The 20,294-nt window shown below is 71.8% G+C and carries 22 protein-coding genes; 8 read left to right on the top strand and 14 right to left on the bottom strand.

From position 1 onward, the window contains the following. Positions 1–119 precede the first annotated feature (119 nt). Positions 120–725, bottom strand: coding sequence for a hypothetical protein (locus ADK41_RS23785; RefSeq protein WP_051842716.1), 606 nt, complete (start codon positions 723–725; stop codon positions 120–122). A 70-nt stretch (positions 726–795) separates the two neighbouring features. Here ADK41_RS23785 and ADK41_RS23780 point away from each other — a divergent pair, with 70 nt between their 5' ends. Continuing rightward, positions 796–1,593, top strand: a complete 798-nt coding sequence (locus ADK41_RS23780; protein ID WP_030817951.1) for an EI24 domain-containing protein — start codon at positions 796–798, stop codon at positions 1,591–1,593. Beyond that, a complete protein-coding gene (locus ADK41_RS23775) occupies positions 1,590–2,204 on the top strand; it encodes a LysE family translocator (protein ID WP_030817948.1) in 615 nt (204 codons plus the stop codon). The genes ADK41_RS23780 and ADK41_RS23775 overlap by 4 nt, the downstream gene beginning before the upstream one ends. A gap of 259 nt (positions 2,205–2,463) precedes the next feature. Here the strand turns inward: ADK41_RS23775 and ADK41_RS23770 are convergent, their stop codons facing one another. Both ADK41_RS23770 and ADK41_RS23765 read right to left on the bottom strand, forming a co-directional pair. Further along, complete coding sequence (locus ADK41_RS23770) at positions 2,464–3,435, bottom strand: aldose epimerase family protein (RefSeq protein WP_030817945.1); 972 nt, start codon at positions 3,433–3,435, stop codon at positions 2,464–2,466. 15 nt (positions 3,436–3,450) lie between these two features. Beyond that, entirely contained in the window at positions 3,451–4,362 is a 912-nt protein-coding gene (locus ADK41_RS23765; RefSeq protein WP_030817942.1) for an SGNH/GDSL hydrolase family protein, read from the bottom strand. A gap of 236 nt (positions 4,363–4,598) precedes the next feature. On the opposite strand from ADK41_RS23765, the gene ADK41_RS23760 reads away from it, so the two are divergent. Continuing rightward, positions 4,599–5,093 carry a DUF3145 domain-containing protein gene (locus ADK41_RS23760; RefSeq protein WP_030817939.1) on the top strand — a complete coding sequence of 165 codons (495 nt, stop codon included), beginning with the start codon at positions 4,599–4,601 and terminating at the stop codon, positions 5,091–5,093. 282 nt (positions 5,094–5,375) lie between these two features. On the opposite strand, the gene fabF is transcribed toward ADK41_RS23760, so the two are convergent. The 5 genes from fabF to fasR all read right to left on the bottom strand — a co-directional run bounded on the left by fabF (position 5,376) and on the right by fasR (position 10,352). Further along, complete coding sequence (gene fabF / locus ADK41_RS23755) at positions 5,376–6,647, bottom strand: beta-ketoacyl-ACP synthase II (RefSeq protein WP_030817936.1); 1,272 nt, start codon at positions 6,645–6,647, stop codon at positions 5,376–5,378. 114 nt (positions 6,648–6,761) lie between these two features. Next, positions 6,762–7,010, bottom strand: coding sequence for an acyl carrier protein (locus ADK41_RS23750; protein WP_004931691.1), 249 nt, complete (start codon positions 7,008–7,010; stop codon positions 6,762–6,764). Positions 7,011–7,090: 80 nt separating this feature from the next. Next, the gene (locus ADK41_RS23745; RefSeq protein ID WP_030817932.1) at positions 7,091–8,122 is read right to left on the bottom strand and encodes a ketoacyl-ACP synthase III; all 1,032 of its coding nucleotides are present in this window, start codon (positions 8,120–8,122) and stop codon (positions 7,091–7,093) included. Between the two features lie 23 nt (positions 8,123–8,145). Continuing rightward, positions 8,146–9,057, bottom strand: a complete 912-nt coding sequence (locus ADK41_RS23740; protein ID WP_030817929.1) for an ACP S-malonyltransferase — start codon at positions 9,055–9,057, stop codon at positions 8,146–8,148. 89 nt (positions 9,058–9,146) lie between these two features. Continuing rightward, the gene (fasR, locus tag ADK41_RS23735) at positions 9,147–10,352 is read right to left on the bottom strand and encodes a fatty acid biosynthesis transcriptional regulator FasR (protein ID WP_030817926.1); all 1,206 of its coding nucleotides are present in this window, start codon (positions 10,350–10,352) and stop codon (positions 9,147–9,149) included. Positions 10,353–10,413: 61 nt separating this feature from the next. Between fasR and ADK41_RS23730 the strand changes: the two genes are divergently transcribed. Beyond that, positions 10,414–11,073, top strand: coding sequence for a pirin family protein (locus ADK41_RS23730; protein ID WP_030817923.1), 660 nt, complete (start codon positions 10,414–10,416; stop codon positions 11,071–11,073). A gap of 192 nt (positions 11,074–11,265) precedes the next feature. Here ADK41_RS23730 and ADK41_RS23725 read toward each other — a convergent pair whose 3' ends face one another. After that, complete coding sequence (locus tag ADK41_RS23725; protein WP_030817920.1) at positions 11,266–11,535, bottom strand: DUF397 domain-containing protein; 270 nt, start codon at positions 11,533–11,535, stop codon at positions 11,266–11,268. Then, on the bottom strand, positions 11,495–12,343 hold the full coding sequence (locus tag ADK41_RS23720) for a helix-turn-helix domain-containing protein (RefSeq protein ID WP_030817918.1): 849 nt from the start codon (positions 12,341–12,343) through the stop codon (positions 11,495–11,497). The genes ADK41_RS23725 and ADK41_RS23720 overlap by 41 nt, the downstream gene beginning before the upstream one ends. Before the next feature lie 80 nt (positions 12,344–12,423). Here ADK41_RS23720 and ADK41_RS23715 point away from each other — a divergent pair, with 80 nt between their 5' ends. Next, positions 12,424–12,867, top strand: a complete 444-nt coding sequence (locus ADK41_RS23715) for an ATP-binding protein (protein WP_030817915.1) — start codon at positions 12,424–12,426, stop codon at positions 12,865–12,867. Here the strand turns inward: ADK41_RS23715 and ADK41_RS23710 are convergent. Continuing rightward, positions 12,833–13,654, bottom strand: coding sequence for a serine hydrolase domain-containing protein (locus tag ADK41_RS23710; protein WP_030817912.1), 822 nt, complete (start codon positions 13,652–13,654; stop codon positions 12,833–12,835). The two genes, ADK41_RS23715 and ADK41_RS23710, sit on opposite strands and share 35 nt — an antisense overlap. 317 nt (positions 13,655–13,971) lie before the next feature. Here ADK41_RS23710 and ADK41_RS23705 point away from each other — a divergent pair, with 317 nt between their 5' ends. Together ADK41_RS23705 and ADK41_RS23700 are read left to right on the top strand one after the other, a co-directional pair. Further along, entirely contained in the window at positions 13,972–14,445 is a 474-nt protein-coding gene (locus ADK41_RS23705; protein WP_030817908.1) for a MerR family transcriptional regulator, read from the top strand. Beyond that, positions 14,445–15,464, top strand: coding sequence for an aldo/keto reductase (locus ADK41_RS23700; protein ID WP_030817905.1), 1,020 nt, complete (start codon positions 14,445–14,447; stop codon positions 15,462–15,464). The genes ADK41_RS23705 and ADK41_RS23700 overlap by 1 nt, the downstream gene beginning before the upstream one ends. Before the next feature lie 107 nt (positions 15,465–15,571). On the opposite strand, the gene ADK41_RS23695 is transcribed toward ADK41_RS23700, so the two are convergent. From ADK41_RS23695 to ADK41_RS23685, 3 genes are all read right to left on the bottom strand, one after another. Beyond that, a complete protein-coding gene (locus ADK41_RS23695) occupies positions 15,572–16,420 on the bottom strand; it encodes a DUF4429 domain-containing protein (RefSeq protein WP_030817902.1) in 849 nt (282 codons plus the stop codon). Positions 16,421–16,486: 66 nt separating this feature from the next. Continuing rightward, entirely contained in the window at positions 16,487–17,704 is a 1,218-nt protein-coding gene (locus ADK41_RS23690; RefSeq protein WP_030817899.1) for an alpha/beta hydrolase, read from the bottom strand. 81 nt (positions 17,705–17,785) lie between these two features. Further along, entirely contained in the window at positions 17,786–18,448 is a 663-nt protein-coding gene (locus ADK41_RS23685; protein ID WP_030817896.1) for a TetR family transcriptional regulator, read from the bottom strand. A 111-nt stretch (positions 18,449–18,559) separates the two neighbouring features. Here ADK41_RS23685 and ADK41_RS23680 point away from each other — a divergent pair, with 111 nt between their 5' ends. Then, the gene (locus tag ADK41_RS23680; protein WP_030817893.1) at positions 18,560–20,179 is read left to right on the top strand and encodes an MFS transporter; all 1,620 of its coding nucleotides are present in this window, start codon (positions 18,560–18,562) and stop codon (positions 20,177–20,179) included. The last annotated feature ends 115 nt before the right edge of the window (positions 20,180–20,294 follow it).

Below are 20,294 nucleotides of genomic sequence, written 5' to 3'. Positions count from 1 at the left end.
GCCGCCCGCCGGCGGTCGTTGCGTACGACGGGGGCCGCACCCTTGGACGTGGGGTGCGGCCCCCACCCATCCCACCGGCGCTCCGGCCTCACTGACGCCACTGACCCCGCCGGCCCCCGTCAGAAGTCCAGCAGGTCCGCCAGGTCCGTCGGGTCGAGCCGGCTCAGGAACCGCCCCGGCCAGGAGTACACCGCGCCGCCGAAGGACAGATTGCGGGTGTAGACGCCCTCCAGCAGGATCGCGAGCCCGAGGTCCAGACCGTCCGGGTCGCCCTCCGCGACACCGGAGATCGTCCGTGGCCGCCGCCACTCGGAGCGGGTCAGGGTGACGACGACGCCCTTGCGCGTCAGCTCGTGCCGGCGCTTGTCGTCCAGCACCCGGTACCGGTACGAGCGCCCTCTCAGTTCGATCCGCAGGGCGCGCTCCGCCCGCCGGACGGCCAGATGACGGCGTTTCGGCGCGCAGTTGTCCACGCCGGCGCTGATCTGCATGTGCGCCATGCGCGGCAGCCCGCGGAACCGGACGCCCCGGAAGGCCAGCGTGGGAACCCCCTCGCCCGTCACCCGGGCGGTCTGCTTCTCCCCGGAGTGCCAGGACTCCCTGGGGCACGTCAGCCGGACCTCCCCGATGCCGGGCAGTGTCCCGCTCCAGACGTACGTGGCCCGCCGCAGCAGCCGCCGGTGCTCGAACTCCGCGCGTGTGAGCTCGAACCTCATCGTGTCCATGTGCCCCGTCTCCCCCCTCGACCGGTGCCGGGGTGAGGTTCCCCGATGGCTCCCCGATAGGGTTTTTACCATGCGCGATCTTGGGGTGGGTTTCCGGTATCTCCTGAAGGGCCAGCGGTGGGTGGCCCGGCACGGCAGGCAGTTCGGGTTCGGGCTGCTGCCGGGACTGATCACCCTGGTGCTGTACGCGGCGGCGCTCGTCGCCCTGGCGCTGTGGGGAGAGGACCTCGTCACCTGGGCGACGCCGTTCGCCGACGACTGGTCCAGCCCCTGGGCCGGGCTGTTCCGCGGCTTCCTCACCGCCGTGCTGTTCGCGCTCGGCCTGCTGCTGTCCGTGCTCACCTTCACCGCGGTGACCCTGCTCATCGGGCAGCCGTTCTACGAGAACCTCTCCGAGCAGGTCGACCGGGACGTCTCCCCCGACGGCACCGCCCCCGAGTCCGGCCTGCCCCTGCTGCGGGAGCTGTGGATCTCGGCCCGCGACAGCCTCCGCATCGTCGTACGGGCCCTGGTGTGGGGCGTGCTGCTGTTCGCGCTCGGATTCGTCCCGGTGATCGGGCAGACCGTCGTGCCGGTGATCGGGTTCTTCGTCACCGGGTTCTTCCTCACCGAGGAGCTCACCGCCGTCGCGCTCCAGCGGCGCGGGGTCGAACTGCGCGAGCGGCTCGCCCTGCTGCGGTCCCGCAAGACCCTCGTCTGGGGCTTCGGCACCCCCCTGGGGCTGGCGTTCCTGGTCCCGTTCGTCGCCGTGTTCCTGATGCCCGGCGCGGTCGCCGGCGCCACGCTGATGGCGCGCGACCTGCTCGGTGAGGAGACCGCCGGGGAGGACGCCGGGAAGCCCGGGAAGGAGGAGGACGTCCCCTCATGACCGAAGTGCTCACGGTCGCCGTCATCACCGTCCTGGCCGTGATCGCCCCGGGCGCCGACTTCGCCATGGTGGTGCGCAACAGCTACCTCCACGGCCGCCGCACCGGCCTGCTCGGCGCGCTCGGCGTCGCCGCCGGAGTCCTGGTGCACGTCACCTACACGATGCTCGGCGTCGGACTGCTGATCGCCTCCTCCGCCTTCCTGTTCACGGTCGTCAAGCTGGTCGGCGCGGCCTACCTCGTGTACATCGGCGTCCGCACCTTCCGCACCCGCGGCGAGGTCACCGTCGACCTGGGGAACAGGACGGAGCTGACCCCGTTCGCGGCGCTGCGCACCGGCTTTTTGACCAACGTCCTCAACCCGAAGACGACCCTCTTCGTCGTCTCGACGTTCGCGCAGGTCGTCGGCCCCGGCACCCCGGTCCTCCAGCAGGCGGGCTACGGCCTGTTCATGTCGCTGGCCCACCTGCTGTGGTTCGGCGTCGTCGCGGTGTTCTTCTCCCACGACCGGATGCGCACCCTGATGCTGCGCGGTCAGAGGGTCCTCAACAAGGTCATCGGATCCGTCCTGGCCGGCCTCGGCGTCAGCCTCGCGTTCGCCCCGTCGCACTGACCGCCACGGTCACGACCGACCGCACCCGCCCGACGACGTCCAGCCGGTTCCGCACGGACCCGGCGCCGCCCCGGCCCACCGCGGCGCGGTCATGTGTGAAGGCTTCGTACGGAATCAAAGCGGGCATGCTGATCGAGGACCGTGATGTCACCGCAGCGATTAACGTCTGATCCGGGAAGCACCCACATGAGCAGCCCCGGTCCGGGACCCTGACCCCGGACCGGGGCTTATGTGCGCGCGGCGACCGGCCGGGCCGGCCCTATCGCACCCCGAAGCCGTACACCGTCCCGGAGCGGAACACCTCGCCCGGCTTCAGGAGCGTGCTCGGGAACTCCGGGCGGTTCGGGGAGTCGGGGAAGTGCTGGGTCTCCAGCGCGATGCCGTCGCCGGGGCGGAAGGGCTCCCCGATGTGGTCCGCGGTGTACAGCTGCATCCCGGGCTCGGTGGTCGCCACCGTCAGCACCCGGCCCGACGTCGGGTCGTACAGCTCGGCGACCTCCTCGGCGGCCGCCGTCACCCCCTTGTCGAGCACGAAGTTGTCGTCGTACCCGGTGCCGGCCTCGCGGGCCTCGCGGAAGTCGAAGCGGGTGCCGCAGACGTCGGCGAGCTCACCGCTCGGGATCAGGTCCGCGTCGGACGGGGTGTAACGGGAGGCGGCGAGCCGCAGCTCGTGCCCGGCCGCGCTGCCCGAGCCGGCCAGGTTCCAGTACGAGTGGTTCGTCAGGTTCACGTGTGTCGGCGCGTCCGTCACCGCCTCGTACGCGATCCCCAGCGAGCCCCGCTCGTCCAGCGTGTACGTCACCGAGACCTCGAGACGCCCCGGGAAGCCCTCCTCGCCGTCCTCGCTGACCAGGGACAGCCGTAGACCGTGCGCGACCGGGGCGGCGTCCCACACCCGCTTGTCGAAGCCCCGCTCGCCGCCGTGCAGCGAGTTCGGCCCGTTGTTCGCGGCGAGCGTGTGCTCGCGTCCCTCCAGGGAGAAGCGGGCGCCCGCGATCCGGTTGGCGTACCGGCCGACCAGGGCGCCCAGGAAGGGCTCCGGATGCCGGAGATAGCCGTCCAGGTCGGAGAACCCCAGCACCACGTTCCCGGTCCGCCCGTCCCGGTCCGGCACCTCGACGTCCTGCACGATCCCGCCGTAGGACAGGATCCGTACCCGTACGCCCGCCCGCTCCAGGGTCCAGCGGTGCACCGGCGTGCCGTCGGAAAGTGTGCCGAAGAGTTCGTTCATGTGCGGAACAATAGGTCACGGCCGCTTCGCCGTGACCGTCCGGTACGCGATCTCGGCCAGCTCGGCCTGCCCGTCCACACTGGGGTGGAACCAGTCCCAGGGGCTCAGCTGCTCGGTGCCGAACCGGTACTCGTACACCGCGCCGCCGTCGAAGCGGCAGCGGCGGTCCTCGGCGCAGACCTCCTCCAGCACCTCGTTGTAGTCCTCCACCCGTTTCCGCACCGTCTCGCGCCGCAGCGTCGCCGCCGCGTCCAGGGCGTCCGCGTCGCCCAGCATCGACGGGCAGATGCCGAGCTTCCACACCTGCTTGCCCAGCGGACTGGTGCGCCCCTGCGACCAGAGCCGCTTCAGGTCCGGCACGCTCGCCACGTACACCTGCGCCTTGGGCAGCGCCCGGCGCAGCGTGCGCATCGCCTCCTCGAAGTCGGCACGGAAGTCCGCCACCGGAGTCATCGCCGACGTGGTCTCCCGGCAGGCGTCGTTCGCCCCGGCCATCACCGCCACCAGCTCCGGGCTCCGCCGCACCGCCCGCTCCATCTGCCCCGGCAGATCCGCCATCCGGGCCCCGGTCACCGAGTGGTTCCAGCTCCGCTCGGCCGCCCCCGCCCGCCCCAGCAGCCGTACGGCGAGGCTGTCGACCTCCTCGCTGGTGCCCGTCGCCCACGACACCTCGGGGCAGTCCGTCAGCACCGCGCACGCGTCGAAGCCGCGCGTGATGGAGTCCCCCACGGCGGCGACCGAGTCCGGGCCGGTGTCCCACACGGGCGTGGGCTTCGGGGACGGCCGCTCCTGCCGCGCCGCCGCACCGGACGGGGCGGGGGAGCCGCCGCCGACCGCGTCGCAGCCGGCCACGCCCAGCGCGGCGGCCGCCACCACGGCGAGCACGGCCCGTGAAGGGCGCCCGCGCCTCCGCGTCCCCTGCTCCATCCGTCGCCTCCCGGCGTGTCGTGGTCCGTCGGTCCCACCCGTCACAACGCACGGGGGTTCCCGCCCCGCCCGTACAGGCGTCCTGCCGGGTGAATGACGCACGTTTCCCGGCACCGGGACCGACGGTACGTCACACTCCTTGCGCCGTCGCACGGTAGCCTCGCCATCAACGTGGTCCGCCCGGGCCGCGGCCGTTCCGTCCGTTCCAAGACGACCCGCTCAGCCCGGAGGTTCCGGTGACGACCCGTGGAGTTCTGTACGTGCACTCCGCGCCGCGCGCGTTGTGCCCGCACGTCGAGTGGGCCATCGCCGGGGTGCTCGGCACGCGCGTCAGCCTGGACTGGATCCGCCAGCCCGCCGCCCCCGGCACCTGGCGCTCGGAGTTCTCCTGGCAGGGCCAGGCCGGCACCGCCTCCCAGCTCGCCTCGGCGCTGCGCGGCTGGCAGATGCTGCGCTTCGAGGTCACCTCCGAGCCCTGCCCCACCGCCGAGGGCGAGCGCTACAGCTGCACCCCCGGCCTGGGCATCTTCCACGCCGTCACCGGCATCCACGGCGACATCCTCGTCCCCGAGGACCGCCTGCGCGCCGCCCTGGTCCGCTCCCGGACCGAGGAGACCGACCTCGAATCGGAAATCGCCAAACTCCTCGGCAAGCCCTGGGACGACGAACTGGAACCCTTCCGCCACGCAGGAGAGGGCGCCCCGGTCCGCTGGCTCCACCAGGTGGTCTGAGCAGAGCCCCGCAGGGGACACGCGCCCGGTCCCGCCCGACCGCCCTTGGAAGGGCCGCGGGCCTGTGTCGACCTGCGGCTCCGCCGCGCGGGCGCGACAAGCCACAGCGGCCCCGCACCCGACCGGCCTCCCCCCGGGGTCGAAGGGGCGAAGCCCCTTGAGGACGGGACGGGCAGGGGCGGCGGGGGCGAGGAAAACCTCCCCGGACACCCCACAGCGGCCGCACACGGCGAAGGGCCCCCACCCGAAGGCAGGAGCCCTTCACACCGCAGCCGACGCCCGTCACACGGACCGGAACGCCAGCACCACGTTGTGCCCGCCGAACCCGAACGAGTCGTTCAACGCGGCGATCCGCCCGTCCACGGGCAACTTCCGCGCCTCACCGCGCACCACGTCCGCGGTCGCCTCCGCCTCCGGGTCGAGGTTCTCGACGTTGATGGTCGGCGGAGCCACCCGGTGGTACAGCGCGAGCACGGTGGCCACCGACTCCACCCCGCCCGCCCCGCCCAGCAGATGACCCGTCATCGACTTCGTCGCGGAGACCGCGAAGTGGTCCGCGTCGTCCCCGAACACCTTCCGCAGAGCCTTCAGCTCCGCGATGTCACCGGCCGGCGTGGACGTCGCGTGCGCGTTGACGTGCACGATCTCCGCCGGATCGAGGTCCGTCCGCTCCAGCAGGTTCCGCAGGGCCTTCGAGATGCCCCGCCCCTCCGGCTCCGGCTGCACGATGTCGTGCGCGTCGGCCGAGATGCCCTGACCGACCGCCTCCGCGTACACGCGGGCGCCCCGCGCGGCGGCGTGCTCGGCGGACTCCAGCACGACCACGCCCGCGCCCTCGCCCATGACGAAGCCGTCACGGGCCACGTCGTAGGGACGCGACGCGCCCTCGGGGTCGTCGTTGTTCTTGGACATCGCCATCATGTTGCCGAACGCGGCGATCGGCAGCGGGTGGATCGCCGCCTCCGTGCCGCCCGCGACGACGACGTCGGCACGGCCGGTGCGGATCATCTCGATGGCGTAGCCGATGGCCTCGGCGCCCGACGCGCACGCGGAGACCGGGGTGTGCACACCGGCGCGGGCGCCCACCGCGAGACCCACGTTCGCGGACGGGCCGTTCGGCATCAGCATGGGGACGGTGTGCGGGGAGACCCGGCGTACGCCCTTCTCCTTCAGCACGTCGTGCTGGTCCAGCAGGGTCGTCACACCGCCGATGCCGGAGGCGATGACCGCGCCCAGCCGGTCGGGGTCGACGTTCGGGTCCTCGCCCGCCCTGGCTTCGAAGCCGGCGTCGGCCCACGCCCCCTTGGCCGCGATCAGCGCGAACTGCGCCGAGCGGTCCAGACGGCGGGCCTGCGGCCGGGGGATGACCTCGGTGGGCTCCACGGCCACCCGGGCCGCGATACGGACCGCCTGCTCGGCGGCCCACTCCTCCGTGAGGGGCTTGACGCCGGAACGTCCGGCGACCAGGCCCTCCCAGGTCGAGGCTGCGTCGCCACCCAGCGGTGTGGTTGCGCCGATACCGGTGACGACCACGGTGCGATTGGTCGGGCTCATCGGAATGCTCTCTCCAACGGATCTACGAGGATTCGTACGGCGCCACCGCCGGGTGGCGGGGGCCGGGAGCCCCGGCCCCCGGGCCTCCCGTAGGGACGGGAGGCCCGGCAGGGCTCAGGCCTGGTGCTTGAGGATGTAGTCGGTCGCGTCGCCGACCGTCTTGAGGTTCTTGACGTCGTCGTCCGGGATCTTGACGTCGAAGCGCTCTTCGGCGGCGACGACGACCTCGACCATGGACAGCGAGTCGACGTCCAGGTCGTCGGTGAAGGACTTGTCCAGCTGGACGTCCTCAACCGGGATGCCGGCGATCTCGTTCACGATCTCCGCGAGACCGGCGACGATCTCTTCCTGAGTGGCGGCCATGGTGGCGCTCCTTCGTTGTGATTCCAGAGGATGTGACGGTGGTTCCTCGCGTGCCGGACGCATGATCCGGCACGGAGTGCCTAAGGGAGGGTAACGACCGTAGCGGCGTAGACGAGACCCGCCCCGAAGCCGATGACGAGCGCGGTGTCGCCGCTCTTCGCCTCGCCGGTCGCCAGGAGCCGCTCCATCGCGAGCGGGATCGAGGCGGCCGAGGTGTTGCCGGTGGTGCGGATGTCACGGGCGACCGTGACGTGCTCCGGCAGTTTCAGGGTCTTCACCATCGAGTCGATGATCCGCACGTTGGCCTGGTGCGGGATGAAGACGTCCAGTTCGTCCGGGGTGATCCCGGCCGCGTCCAGCGCCTGCTGGGCGACCTTCGCCATCTCGAACACGGCCCAGCGGAACACCGCCTGGCCCTCCTGCGTGATCGCGGGGAACTTGACGTTGCCCGCGCTGTCGAGGGGCAGCTCGGAGACGTCGCCGATCCTGAAACGGTCCCACGGGACCGTCTGCTTGATCGTCTCCGACTTGTCCCCCTCGGAGCCCCAGACGGTCGGGCCGATCGCCGGCTCCTGGGACGGGCCGACCACGACCGCGCCCGCGCCGTCGCCGAACAGGAAGGCCGTGGCCCGGTCCTCCAGGTCGGTCAGGTCGCTCAGCCGCTCCACGCCGATGACGAGCACGTACTCGGCGGAACCTTCCACCACCATGCCCTTGGCCAGCGTCAGGCCGTAGCCGAAGCCCGCGCAGCCGGCCGAGATGTCGAAGGCGGCGGCCTTGTCCGTGCCCAGCCTGTCGGCGATCTCGGTCGCGACGGCCGGGGTCTGGCTGAAGTGCGAGACGGTCGAGACGACCACGGCGCCGATCCGCGAGGCGTCGATCCCGGCGTCCGCGATCGCCTTGCCGGACGCCTCGACGGACATCGCGGCGACGGTCTCCTCGGGAGACGCCCAGTGCCGGGTCTCGATGCCGGAGCGCGAGCGGATCCACTCGTCGGACGAGTCGATCGTCTCCAGGATCACCTCGTTCGGCACCACCCGGGTGGGCCGGTAGCCGCCCACGCCGAGGATGCGGGCGTACGGGGCGCCCTTGCTGGGCTTGATCTTCGCCATGCGGGTCGGCTCCTTAAAGGGCGTCAGGCGTGCTCGGCGACGAGCTCGCGGGCCGCGTCGAGGTCGGCGGGGGTCTTCAGGGCCAGCGTCTTCACACCGGGCAGGGCGCGCTTGGCGAGACCGGTCAGGGTGCCGCCGGGGCAGACCTCCAGGAGGGCGGTGACGCCGAGCTCCTTGAAGGTCTCCATGCACAGGTCCCAGCGGACCGGGTTGGCGACCTGGCCGACCAGGCGCTCCAGCACCTCGGCGCCGGTCGCGACCGCTCGGCCGTCCTTGTTCGACACGTAGGCGACCTTCGGGTCGCCCGGCGTCAGCGCCTCGGCGGCCTTCGCCAGCGTGTCGACCGCGGGGCCCATGTGGTGGGTGTGGAAGGCGCCGGCCACCTTGAGCGCGACGACCTTGCGCACGCCCTCGGGCTTGTCCGCCTCCAGCGCGGCGAGCTGCTCCTTGGTGCCGGCCGCGACGATCTGGCCCGCCCCGTTGACGTTCGCCGGGGTCAGCCCCAGCTTCTTCAGGTGCGCCACGGTCGCCTGGGGGTCGCCGCCGAGCAGCGCCGCCATGCCGGTCTCGGTGACCGCGGCGGCGTCGGCCATGGCCAGACCCCGCTTGCGGACCAGCGAGAGCGCGGCGGTGTCGTCCAGGACACCGGCGAAGGCGGCGGCGGTGATCTCGCCGACGCTGTGACCGGCGACGGCACCGGGTGCCACGTCACCGAGCGCGGAGGCGGACAGCAGCCCGGCCGCGACGAGCAGCGGCTGGGCGACGGCCGTGTCACGGATCGCGTCCGCGTCGGCCTTCGTGCCGTAGTGGACGAGGTCGAGTCCGATGGCGTCGGACCACGCGGCGACGCGCTCCCCGGCGCCGGGGAGGTCGAGCCATTCAGTCAGAAAGCCGGGAGTCTGGGCACCCTGGCCAGGAGCGACGAGTACGAGCACTCTCACACTCTCTCTTGGGGACGGCCACGGCCGCCCGTGAGGACAAGGACGAAGAACAGGAGGCGGTTTTGTGGGGCCCCGACAAAAGGCTAGGGATGAAGATCGCCGTCGGCCAGACGCCCCAGGATCAGCGCGATCCGCAGCGTGAACGCAGAGCGTACATCGGAGGGTGACCATCCGGTGACGTCAGTCACACGTCGGAGCCGGTAACGAACGGTGTTGGGGTGAACGAACAGCATCCGCGCCGCGCCTTCGAGACTGCTCGCCTGCTCGAGATAGACACTGAGCGTCTCCAGCAGCGCGGCCCCGGCCTCCTCCAGCGGTCTGTAGATCTCCTCCACCAACTGCTCGCGGGCGGAGGGGTCCCCGGCCATCGCCCGCTCCGGCAGCAGATCGTCCGCCAGTACCGGGCGCGGGGCGTCCTGCCAGGCGGAACACGCCTTGAGGCCCGCCGCGGCGGCCTGCGCCGACCGGGTCGCGGCCAGCAGGTCCGGCACCACGGGCCCCGCCACCACCGGCCCCGCCGCGTACGGCCCGATCAGCGACTTCGCGACGGCCAGCGGGTTGTCGCTGCCGCCCGCGATCACCACCAGCCGGTCGCCGAGCACCCCGGTCAGCACCTGGAGCTTGGCGTGCCGGGCGGCGCGCCGGATGGCCTCCACGGTCAGCTCGGAGTCCCCGTCGGGTGCGGTGCCCAGCACCACGCACACGTGCTCGGGCGAGTTCCAGCCCAGGGCGGCGGCCCGCGACACGGCTCCCTCGTCGGCCTCGCCGCTGAGCACCGCGTTCACCACCAGGGACTCCAGCCGCGCGTCCCAGGCACCCCGTGCCTCGGCGGCCTGGGCGTACACCTGGGCCGTGGCGAAGGCGATCTCCCGCGCGTACACCAGCAGCGCCTCGCGCAGCACGCTCTCGTCGCCGGGCGCCGCCACCTCGTCGATGGCGGACTCCATGACCTCGATGGTGGTGCGCACCATCTCCACGGTCTGCCGCAGCGTGATCGCCCGGGTCAGCTCGCGCGGCGCGGTGCCGAAGACGTCGGTGGAGATGGCCTGCGGGGCGTCCGGGCGCCGGAACCACTCGGTGAACGCGGCGATGCCCGCCTGCGCGACCAGACCGATCCAGGAACGGTTCTCCGGCGGCATGGCCCGGTACCAGGACAGCGTCTCGTCCATCCGCGTGATCGCCTGCGCGGCGAGGCTGCCGGACGACTTCTCCAGCCGCTTCAACGTCGCGTCGTGCGGATGGGCGGGGCGCGCTGCGGCTCGGTGGGCGCTGGTTTCGGGTTCGGGCACGGGACAAGACTGCCTTATCGGTACTGCCGCGCGTGTCGCCGGGTCTACGGTGGACCGTGTGATGGACGTACGGCGGGCACGGGAGCGCTATCGGGGCGGCGATCCGGCGGCCGGGATCGAGACCCGGCACGCCTTCTCCTTCGGCCCCCACTACGACCCGGACAACCTCCGCTTCGGCGCGGTGATCGCCTGCAACGAGGAGCGCCTCGCCCCCGGCGCCGGCTTCGACGAGCACCCGCACCGCCACACCGAGATCGTGACCTGGGTGGTGGAGGGCGAGCTGACCCACCGGGACTCCACGGGCCGGGAGACGGTGGTCCGCCCCGGCGACGTGCAACGCCTGAGCGCCGCGTCCGGCGTCCGCCACGTGGAACGCAACGCGGGCGAACGTCCTCTGACCTTCCTCCAGATGTGGCTGGCCCCGCTGGAGCCCGGCGGCGACCCGCACTACGAGGTCGTCCGCGCCGTGACCGACTCCACCCCGTACGCCCTCCCGGAGGCGGGCGCGACGCTCCACGTGCGGCGGATGGCTGCGGGGGAGCGGACGGCGGTGCCGGACGCCGCGTACGTGTACGTCCACGTCGTCCGCGGCGAGGTCCTCCTGGCCGGTGAGGAACTGGGCCCGGGCGACGCGGCCCGCCTCACGGACGCCAAGGACGTCGAGGCGGTCGCCGCGACCGCACCGGCGGAGCTGCTGCTGTGGGAGATGGCGGCGCGCTGACGCGAACCCGATGAGCATGAGCTCACACAACTCAAGGAGCACTTCAGTTTCACGCGAAGGGAACGCGTGGGACTGAAGTGCTCCTTGAGTTTCGGGGTCGACTCGCCTTTTCGCCGGCCGACAGGACGCCACCCGTGCCGCCCGTCGGTCACATAAGGCTCTGGTCCAGGAGGGCTCGCTCGTCTCCCGCGGCTACCGCAGACCGTCGACGAACGTCTGCCAGGCGCCGGCGCCGACGGTGACGACCGGACCGGAGGGGTTCTTGCTGTCGCGGACGGGGACGGCGCCGGTGGGGCAGGCGGGGGCGACCTCGACGCATTCGCCGCCGTTGGGGCCGCTGTAGGAGGAGGTGCGCCAGGCGGCGTTGCCGGTGACGGTGCACTCGACGCAGTCACCGCCGGTGCTGCCGCTGTAGCTGGACTTACGCCACTGGATGTTCCTCGGGCTGGGAGCGGTCTCCATAGCGGTCCTCCATCACGCCGATGATCAGTTCCGCCGAATCCTCTACGGAGAGTGCGGCGGCCTGCAAACGAGCGTAACGGAGTGCAGCTTCCTTGATGGTGTCGGAGTTGGCCGTCATATGGCCGGAGATGAGGTCCTCCGTGTAGATGACGTCCGGGTCGTCGTCGAACCGCAGAAGGTTGAATGCCCCGTCAAGGCTGGCATGTTCACCCGCCTTGTTCGGCAGCACCTGCACATGGACCCATCGATGACCGGTGAAGCTCAACAGGTGGGCCAGTTGGCGTCGCATGACATCGGTGCCGCCGATCGGCCGGTGCAGCACCGCTTCATCCAGAACCACCCAGACCAGCGGCGGTTGTTCTCGTTCCAGGATGCGCTGGCGTTCCATTCGGGCGGTCACCAGACCTTCCAGGTCATCCGGCGTTCCGGTGGCGAGCACCGCTCGCGCGTACTCCTCGGTCTGCAGCAGCCCGTAGACCACCTGGGCCTGGTACGTGGAGATGTAGGACGCCTTCGCCTCCATCCCCGCGTACGGCTGGAACCACGTGGGCAGTTGGCTGCGCAGCACCAGGCCGATCAGGCGGGAGAACAGGCCGTCCGTGCCGAGGGCCGCGTCCACGCGTTCGGAGAAGTCGCGGGTGGGGACCTTCTTCGTGGTCTCGATCTGGCCGATCAGCGAGCCGGTGCAGAAGATGATCTCGCCGAGCTGCCCCTGCTTGAGGCCGTGCGCCTCGCGCTGGCGGCGCAGCTCCCAGCCGTAGTAGTCGAGCGGGGAAGCGGTGGGGTCGAGCGACTGGATGTTGACCACGGCGGCACCTCACTTCAACGCCCGGCGGCGTTCGTTTCGTTCCGTAGTCGAGCGTAAGCGCAGCGTCGCACCATCGTGGTGTGAATCACGTAACCGGTCCGCGGGCGGCGGACATCTCCAGCGAGTACCACGCCGAGTTCGCCATGGGGGAGCACTCGGCCCGGCATCTGCGCCGCATCCTGCGGCTGTACCTCGTCGGCTCGGGGCTGGCCGACGTGACCGACGCCGCCGAGCTGGCGCTCACCGAGCTGGTCGCCAACGTCGTACGGCACGTCCCCGGACGCCGCTGTCGCATCTGCTTCCTGCTCCAGCCCGGCGGAGTGCGGGTGGAGGTCGCGGACGACTGCCCCGAGCTGCCCGCGCCGGCCGTCGGCGGAGGGCTCGGCGAGGGCGGGCGCGGGCTGGTGATCGTGGACGCGGTCACCGACCGGTGGGGCGTCACCGTCCGCCCCGACGGACGGGGCAAGACGGTGTGGTTCGAGGTGGGACTCAGCCGCGCAGCTCCGCCAGCACCGCCTCGGTGAACGGGGGCCAGGCCTCGATCGCCCAAGGGCCGAAGGCGCGGTCCGTCAGGGCCACGCACGCCGCGCCCGCGTCGGGGTCGATCCACAGGAACGTGCCCGACTGGCCGAAGTGGCCGAAGGTACGGGATGAGGACGAGGCGCCCGTCCAGTGGGGGGACTTGGCGTCGCGGATCTCGAAGCCGAGGCCCCAGTCATTGGGGTTCTGGTGGCCGTAGCCCGGCAGGACGCCCTTGGTGCCCGGGTACTGGACCGTCATCGCCGCCGCGACCGTGCGCGGGTCGAGGAGGCGCGGGGCCTGCACCTCGGCGGCGAAACGCAGCAGGTCGTCCACGGTGGAGACGGCGTCCTTGGCGGGGGAGCCGTCGAGAGAGGTCTGCGTCATCCCCAGCGGCTCCAGCACCGCCTGCCGCAGGTACTCCGCGAACGGGATCTCCGTCGCCTTCGCGACGTGGTCGCCGAGCTGCTCGAACCCGGCGTTCGAGTACAGCCGCCGCTCACCCGGCGCCGAGGTCGCCCGGTGCTCGTCGAAGGCGAGCCCCGAGGTGTGCGCGAGCAGGTGCCGGACCGTCGAGCCCTCCGGGCCGGCCGGTTCGTCCAGCTCGATCGCGCCCTCCTCGTACGCCACGAGCACCGCGTACGCCGCGAGCGGCTTGGTGACCGAGGCCAGCGGGAAACGGTGGCCGGTCGGGCCGTGCGTGCCCGGGACGGCGCCGTCCGTCCGCACGACACCCGCCGCGGCGGTGGGAACCGGCCAGTTCTCGATCAGCGCGAGGCTCTTCAGCGACATGCCGTCGAGCCTAAGCGCTCGGAGCGTCAGCTCCAGCAAGGGGTCCGGCTTGCTCTTGAAGCCCAAGGAGGCGTACAGCGGCTCGGCCTGCGAGGAGGCGGTGAGGCGGACCCGGCGGGTGTCCGGGCCGGACCGGGGCATCGAGTCGATCACCACCTGGCGCAGGCGCAGGCGCAGCGCTTCCTTCGCGTCCTTCGGCGTCGCACGGCGTACAAGGGGCGTGACCGCATGCCAATCGGCCACCTGCCTCCATGTCCCGTCCATTTCTCCAGGCGTCGCTTGCTTGGAGTGCGCTCCAGCGTTCTAGCGTGGAGACCATGACGGTGACGGAGACGGAGACGGAGACCACGGGCGCCGGCGCCGACAGCTGCGCCGGACCACCGCAGGGGAACCGCCGGCCGGACGGCGAGGACAGGTACACGATCAGCGAGGTGGCCGCCCTCACCGGGCTGACGGCGCACACCCTGCGCTGGTACGAGCGCATCGGGCTGATGCCGCACATCGACCGTTCCCACACCGGGCAGCGGCGCTACCGCAACCGCGACCTCGACTGGCTCGCCCTCGTCGGCAAGCTCCGCCTGACCGGAATGCCGGTCGCGGACATGGTGCGGTACGCGGAACTGGTGCGCGCGGGCGATCACACCTACACCGAGCGTTTCGAACTGCTCCGGCGGACCCGCGAGGACGTGCTGTCCCGGATCGCCGAACTCCAGGGCACGCTCGCCGTGCTCGACCGGAAGATCGATTTCTACGCGGACGCCGGGCGCGCCCTGGCGTCGGAGAGGACATGATGACCGACATCGACAGGATCGGCACGGCCGCACTGGGCGAGGGCGGCCCCCTGGTGGGCGTGCAGGGCCTCGGCTGCATGGGCATGAGCTTCGCCTACGGCCCCGTGGACGCGGACGCCTCCCGGGCGACCCTGGAGCGGGCCCTGGAACTCGGCGTCACGCTCTACGACACGGCGGACGCGTACGGCGCGGGCGACAACGAGCGGTTCCTCGCCCCGTTCCTCAAGGCCCACCGGGACGAGGTGGTCGTCGCCACCAAGTTCGCCCTGTCGATCCCGCCGGACGACCCGACCCGGCGGATCGTCCGCAACGACGCGCCGTACATCCGCGAGGCCGTCGAGGCGAGCCTGAAGCGCCTGGACGTCGACGTGATCGACCTCTACTACATGCACCGGCGCGATGTGAACGTGCCGATCGAGGAGACCGTCGGCGTCATGGCCGAGCTGGTGCGCGAGGGCAAGGTCAAGCAGCTGGGGCTGAGCGAGGTCACGGCCGGTGAACTGCGCGCCGCGCACGGCGTGCACCCGATCGCCGCCGTGCAGTCGGAGTGGTCGCTGTTCAGCCGGGACATCGAGGCGAGGGTCGTACCGGCCGCGCGCGAGCTGGGCGTGACCCTGGTGCCGTACTCGCCGCTCGGCCGCGGCTTCCTGACCGGCTCCTTCGCCGACGCCCACCAGGACCTGACGGCCGACGACTTCCGCCGCCAGATGCCCCGCTTCACGGGCGACAACGCGGCGGCCAACGCGGCCCTCCTGGAGCCGATCCGTACGATCGCCCGGTCCCACGACGCCACCCCGGGCCAGATCGCCCTGGCCTGGGTCCACCAGCGGGCGCAGGTCCACCGCCTCCCGGTCGTCCCCATCCCGGGCACCCGCAGGCCGGCCCGCGTGGAGGAGAACACGGCGGCGACCCGCATCACCCTGACGGCAGAGGAACTCGCCCAACTGGAGCCGATCGCCGACCAGGTCACAGGCACCCGCTACGCGGACATGTCGTTCACGTCCGCCGGACGGGAGTAGGGCAACTCCCTCAGGGGCGCGGGGCCGTATCGATCTGCGGCTCCGCCGCGCGGGCGCGACCAGCCACAGCCGGCCCAAGGCCGAAACACAACCGCACCCGGCGGACGCTAAAGCTCCGCGAGCAACTCCGCCTTCTTGGAGGAGAACTCCTCATCGGTCACCAGGCCGGCCTGGTGCAACTCCCCCAAATGCCGGATCCGGTCGGCGATGTCCGCGGGGTCACGGCGCGCACGCGCCGTGGATATCGCCGGCACCGGCGCACAGCTGCGCACCGCCGCCAGCACGGCCGCCGCGAACGGCAGCGACTCGTGCACGGGCCCGTACCCCAGCCCGAACACCACGGCCGCCGGATCCTGGTCGGGCTGCCCCGCCGCCGCCCCCGCGTCCCGCCGCAGCAGCCGCAGGTGCCCCTCGAACACCTCCGGCGACCGCCACTCCACCCCGCTCAACTCGCCCACCGGGAAACGCTGGTCGCCGGCCTTCCACTTCGCCGACGACGCCCCCGTCCAGAACCACCGGAACGACACCGCGCTGCCGTCGAAGGTCGCCTTCCCGTCGTACGCCTTGAACCGCAGCGGCGTCTCGGGGGCGGCCACCAGATGGCGTTCGGCGGGCCCGGACTCGGTGAGCTGCGCGCGCAGTTCGTCGGCGTAGTACTCGGCGAGCGTCTCGCGTTCGGCGGGCAGCACCAGCCGGTAGGGGTCGCTGCTCTCCTTCAGCTGGCCGGCGGCGGCCTCCATCAACGGGTCGGCTCCGGGCCGGAGCTCGATCCGCAGGACCACGGTGCCGCGTTTCCCGGGCGCGAGAGTCACCCCCTCGATCGCCTCCAGCGGAACACGCCGTTCCCCGAGTGCCTGGAACAGCTTGGGTGTTCGGATCCCCCGTTCGTAACGGATGAGCACGGAGTCGGACCCGAACTCCCAGGCGGCATGAAATCCGGCCAGTACGTCACCCATGCGGCTCATCGTATGCGGCACGAGCTTCTCCGTCCCTTCCCCACGCATACCGCAGTATCTCCGCCTCTACGCGCGTCCGGTAGTGGTCGTACCGGACAAACCCGCCCGGCAGGCGTCGTCCTCGTCCGCACAGGACACCGCGCGGTATGCGCCAACACCGATCTCGGCGAAGTTGCGCAGACTGTCCGTGCCCGGTGCGAAGTACCCGGCGTGCCCCTTCGCCTCCCGTGCCGACAGCACCCGCGCGCCGAATCCCGCCGCCACCGGGTCGGCCCCGTGCCCCAGGCCGCCGAGCTCCAGGTACGGCACGTCCTGGATCCAGTCGTCGGCGTCCCGCATCGCCCACACCCGGGCGGTGGTGCGCAGCCGGGACGCCTTCTCCGCCCGCATGCCGGGGCTGCCGGCCACCGCGATGTCGGCCACCCGCTCCGGCAGCCGGTGCGCGGCGACGCCGCACACCACGGAGCCGTAGCTGTGGCAGAACAGCGAGACCGGGGCGATCCCGGGCAGCCCGCGCACCAGCGCGTCCAGCCGCAGCGCGCCGTCCTCGGCGCGCATCGCCGTGGCCGCGTCCATGCCGAGTCCGCTGGGGGCGGTGTAGTCGGCCCAGGCGATCACGGCGGTGCGGGTGGAGGGGGCGGCGGCGCGCTCGGCCGCGTACAGGGACTTCGCCATGCCGACGGGGGCCGAGTGCTCGCGCCGGGTGCGCTGGAAGGTGAGCAGGTCGGTGTCGACGCCGGGGACGACGACCGAGATCCGCTCGGCTCGGCGCAGGTCGCCGAAGACCTCGGCGACCCGGCCGGAGCCCGCCGGGTCGAAGGCGAGGATGTGCCGGCCCGGGCGCGTCAGCGCCTCGAGGCGGTCCAGTCTGCGGGCGGCCTGCCGCTGGCCGGAGGCGGTGAGGCGGCTGTCGTGCACGCGTTCCCTCTCGACCTCGCGGGCCTGCCCCAGTGCGATGCGGTTGGCGCGGTAGCGCAGCTGGACCGGTGCGCCGTTCATGTTGCCGACCGCGAGCGGGTAGCGACGGGCGAGGTCGGCGCGCTGCCCCTCGGTGAGGGAGGCGAAGAACCGGGTCAGCCGTGCGGGCGCCGACTGCGGGTCCGGCAGCCGGTGGCCGGCCAGCCGGCCCTGTTCCCAGGCGCTGAGCGACGCCTGGAGCGGAGCGGGGCGGCGCTGGTGGCGCAGCGTCGTCCAGCCCGTGGTCGCCAGCATCACGAAGACGACGGCGAGCGCGAGCAGTGCGCGCCATGCGTTCGGTTGCGGGGAGGTGTCGAAGGAAGTCACTGAAAGGACACACTAGGAGAACGGGAGTGTCTCGCGTGAACCAAGTGACCGGGATCACGTTTCGTGCTGTCGATTCGGGGATCAACTCGTACGCCAGTTCCCCGCGAGCGCCGGTCCCACGAGGTCCAGACAGACCGTCATCAGGTCCCGCATGGCCGCCGCGCTGAAGTCGTCCCCGGCGGACCAGCGCCGCTCCGCCACGCGGACCACCCCGCCGAACGCGGCCACCAGGATCCTCGGCCGGGGGTCGGCGTCCACGTCGAGCCCTTCGCGCACGGCGACGATGTGCGCCAGCTCCTCCTCCAGCTCCGTCGCGCGGCGCAGATGGGCGGCGAGCAGGGCGGGCGTCGACTCGATCACCCGGTAGACGCGCAGGTGCAGTTCCAGGGGGACGAGCTGCTCGACGGCCTCGGTGATGTCGTCCCAGCTGTCCAGCACGGCCCGGCGCAGCGCCTCCAGCGGCGCCTCGCCCGCCGGGCGCCCGCGTACGGCCTCGACGACGCGCGACTCCGCGAGCCGGGGGACGAAGAACGCCACCTCCTCCTTGCTCGCGAAGTAGCGGAAGAAGGTGCGCTGCGAGACGTCGACGGCCGCGGCGATGTCGTCGACGGTCGTCCTCTCGTACCCGCGCGTGGCGAACAGCTCCAGCGCGGCCCGGACCAACGCGTCCCGTGTGCGCTGCTTCTTGCGCTCCCGCAGACCCGGCCGCGGCAGCGCGCCCACGGCGGTCCCGACCGTCTCCATGGCTCCTCCTCGAACTGTTTCCCCAGTTCAGGCTATACGCGCATGTCGTGTCAGTGACCGGCTGGTGAATTGGTTTGTCAACTGTCAGTGGCTGTCATTAGTGTCAAACGTATGACTAGTCAGACCACCATCGACACGACGGGGCCGGGGGACGGCACGCCGGGCGCCCCGTCGGACGGGGCCCCTGCCAAGGGGCTGCGCGGGCACCCCTGGTTCACCCTCTTCACCGTCGCCGTGGGCGTCATGATGGTGGCCCTCGACGGCACCATCGTGGCCATCGCGAACCCGGCCATCGGCGAGGACCTGGGCGCCTCGCTGTCGGAGCTCCAGTGGATCACCAACGCCTACTTCCTCGCCCTCGCGGTCTGTCTGATCACCGCGGGCAAGCTCGGTGACCGCTTCGGTCACCGCCAGACCTTCCTCATCGGCGTCGTCGGCTTCGCCGCGGCGTCGGGGGCCATCGGTCTGTCCGACAGCATCGCGCTGGTCGTCACCTTCCGTGTGCTCCAGGGACTGTTCGGCGCGCTGCTGATGCCGGCCGCGCTCGGTCTGCTGCGGGCCACGTTCCCGGCCGAGAAGCTCAACATGGCCATCGGCATCTGGGGCATGGTCATCGGCGCCTCCACCGCGGGCGGCCCGATCCTCGGCGGCGTCCTCGTCGAGCACGTCAACTGGCAGTCGGTGTTCTTCATCAACGTGCCGGTCGGCGTCCTCGCCGTCGCGCTCGGCGTGTGGATCCTGCTCGACCACCGCGCGCGGAACGCGCCGCGCTCCTTCGACCTGCTCGGCATCGCCCTGCTGTCGGCCGCGATGTTCTGCCTCGTGTGGGCCCTGATCAAGGCTCCGGAGTGGGGCTGGGGCGACGGCAAGACCTGGGGGTTCATCGCCGCCTCGCTGATCGGCTTCCTGCTGTTCGCGTTCTGGGAGACGAAGGTCAAGGAGCCGCTGATCCCGCTGGCGCTGTTCCGCTCCGTCCCGCTGTCCGCGGGTGTCGTGCTGATGGTCCTGATGGCCATCGCCTTCATGGGCGGACTGTTCTTCGTCACCTTCTACCTGCAGAACGTGCACGGCATGAGCCCGATCGACGCCGGTCTGCACCTGCTTCCGCTCACCGGCATGATGATCGTCGGGTCGCCGCTGGCCGGAGTGATGATCACCAAGGTGGGCCCGCGCATCCCGCTCGCCGTCGGCATGGCGTTCACCGCCCTCGCCATGTACGGCATGTCGACGCTGGAGACGGACACCGGCAGCGCCGTGATGTCGCTCTGGTTCGCCCTGCTGGGTCTCGGCCTCGCGCCCGTCATGGTCGGCGCCACCGAGGTCATCGTCGGCAACGCGCCGCTCGAGCTCTCCGGTGTCGCCGGCGGCCTCCAGCAGGCCGCCATGCAGATCGGCGGCAGCCTCGGCACGGCCGTGCTCGGCGCCGTGATGGCCTCCAAGGTGGACAACGACCTCGAGGGCAACTGGGCGAAGGCCGGACTCCCGCCGCTCACCCCGGAACAGGCCGGCCAGGCCTCCGAGGCCGTGCAGGTGGGGGTGGCCCCGGTGGCGAAGGGCACCCCGCCGGAGATCGCCGTGAAGATCACCGACGTCGCCCACGACACCTTCATCTCCGGCATGAGCCTGGCGTCCCTGGTCGCCGCCGGGGTCGCCGCCGTGGCGGTGCTGGTCGCCTTCCTCACCAAGCGCGGTGAGAACGCCGAGGCGGGCGCGGGCGTCGGCCACATCTGACGGACCGTGGGACGGGGGCCGCCCCGCATGCGCGCCGCCGGAGGGGAGCGGCGCGCGTGCGGCGGCCCCTCCGGCCGCCCGTACGGCGTGAATTGACCGCCGAAGCGGGGGTACC

This window comes from Streptomyces caelestis (assembly GCF_001279005.1).
GTDB classification, from domain to species: Bacteria; Actinomycetota; Actinomycetes; order Streptomycetales; family Streptomycetaceae; genus Streptomyces; species Streptomyces heliomycini.
Note: the sequence above shows the minus strand (reverse complement) of the source record. Positions and strands in the feature narration are given on the sequence as shown.

Bases quoted from the DNA above. Each gene is read 5' to 3' on its own strand.
- ADK41_RS23785 (WP_051842716.1), bottom strand. From the start codon at position 725: ATGGACACGATGAGGTTCGAGCTCACACGCGCGGAGTTCGAGCACCGG.
- ADK41_RS23780 (WP_030817951.1), top strand. From the start codon at position 796: ATGCGCGATCTTGGGGTGGGTTTCCGGTATCTCCTGAAGGGCCAGCGG.
- ADK41_RS23775 (WP_030817948.1), top strand. From the start codon at position 1,590: ATGACCGAAGTGCTCACGGTCGCCGTCATCACCGTCCTGGCCGTGATC.
- ADK41_RS23770 (WP_030817945.1), bottom strand. From the start codon at position 3,435: ATGAACGAACTCTTCGGCACACTTTCCGACGGCACGCCGGTGCACCGC.
- ADK41_RS23765 (WP_030817942.1), bottom strand. From the start codon at position 4,362: ATGGAGCAGGGGACGCGGAGGCGCGGGCGCCCTTCACGGGCCGTGCTC.
- fabF (WP_030817936.1), bottom strand. From the start codon at position 6,647: ATGAGCCCGACCAATCGCACCGTGGTCGTCACCGGTATCGGCGCAACC.
- ADK41_RS23750 (WP_004931691.1), bottom strand. From the start codon at position 7,010: ATGGCCGCCACTCAGGAAGAGATCGTCGCCGGTCTCGCGGAGATCGTG.
- ADK41_RS23745 (WP_030817932.1), bottom strand. From the start codon at position 8,122: ATGGCGAAGATCAAGCCCAGCAAGGGCGCCCCGTACGCCCGCATCCTC.
- ADK41_RS23730 (WP_030817923.1), top strand. From the start codon at position 10,414: ATGGACGTACGGCGGGCACGGGAGCGCTATCGGGGCGGCGATCCGGCG.
- ADK41_RS23725 (WP_030817920.1), bottom strand. From the start codon at position 11,535: ATGGAGACCGCTCCCAGCCCGAGGAACATCCAGTGGCGTAAGTCCAGC.
- ADK41_RS23710 (WP_030817912.1), bottom strand. From the start codon at position 13,654: ATGTCGCTGAAGAGCCTCGCGCTGATCGAGAACTGGCCGGTTCCCACC.
- ADK41_RS23705 (WP_030817908.1), top strand. From the start codon at position 13,972: ATGACGGTGACGGAGACGGAGACGGAGACCACGGGCGCCGGCGCCGAC.
- ADK41_RS23700 (WP_030817905.1), top strand. From the start codon at position 14,445: ATGACCGACATCGACAGGATCGGCACGGCCGCACTGGGCGAGGGCGGC.
- ADK41_RS23695 (WP_030817902.1), bottom strand. From the start codon at position 16,420: ATGGGTGACGTACTGGCCGGATTTCATGCCGCCTGGGAGTTCGGGTCC.
- ADK41_RS23685 (WP_030817896.1), bottom strand. From the start codon at position 18,448: ATGGAGACGGTCGGGACCGCCGTGGGCGCGCTGCCGCGGCCGGGTCTG.
- ADK41_RS23680 (WP_030817893.1), top strand. From the start codon at position 18,560: ATGACTAGTCAGACCACCATCGACACGACGGGGCCGGGGGACGGCACG.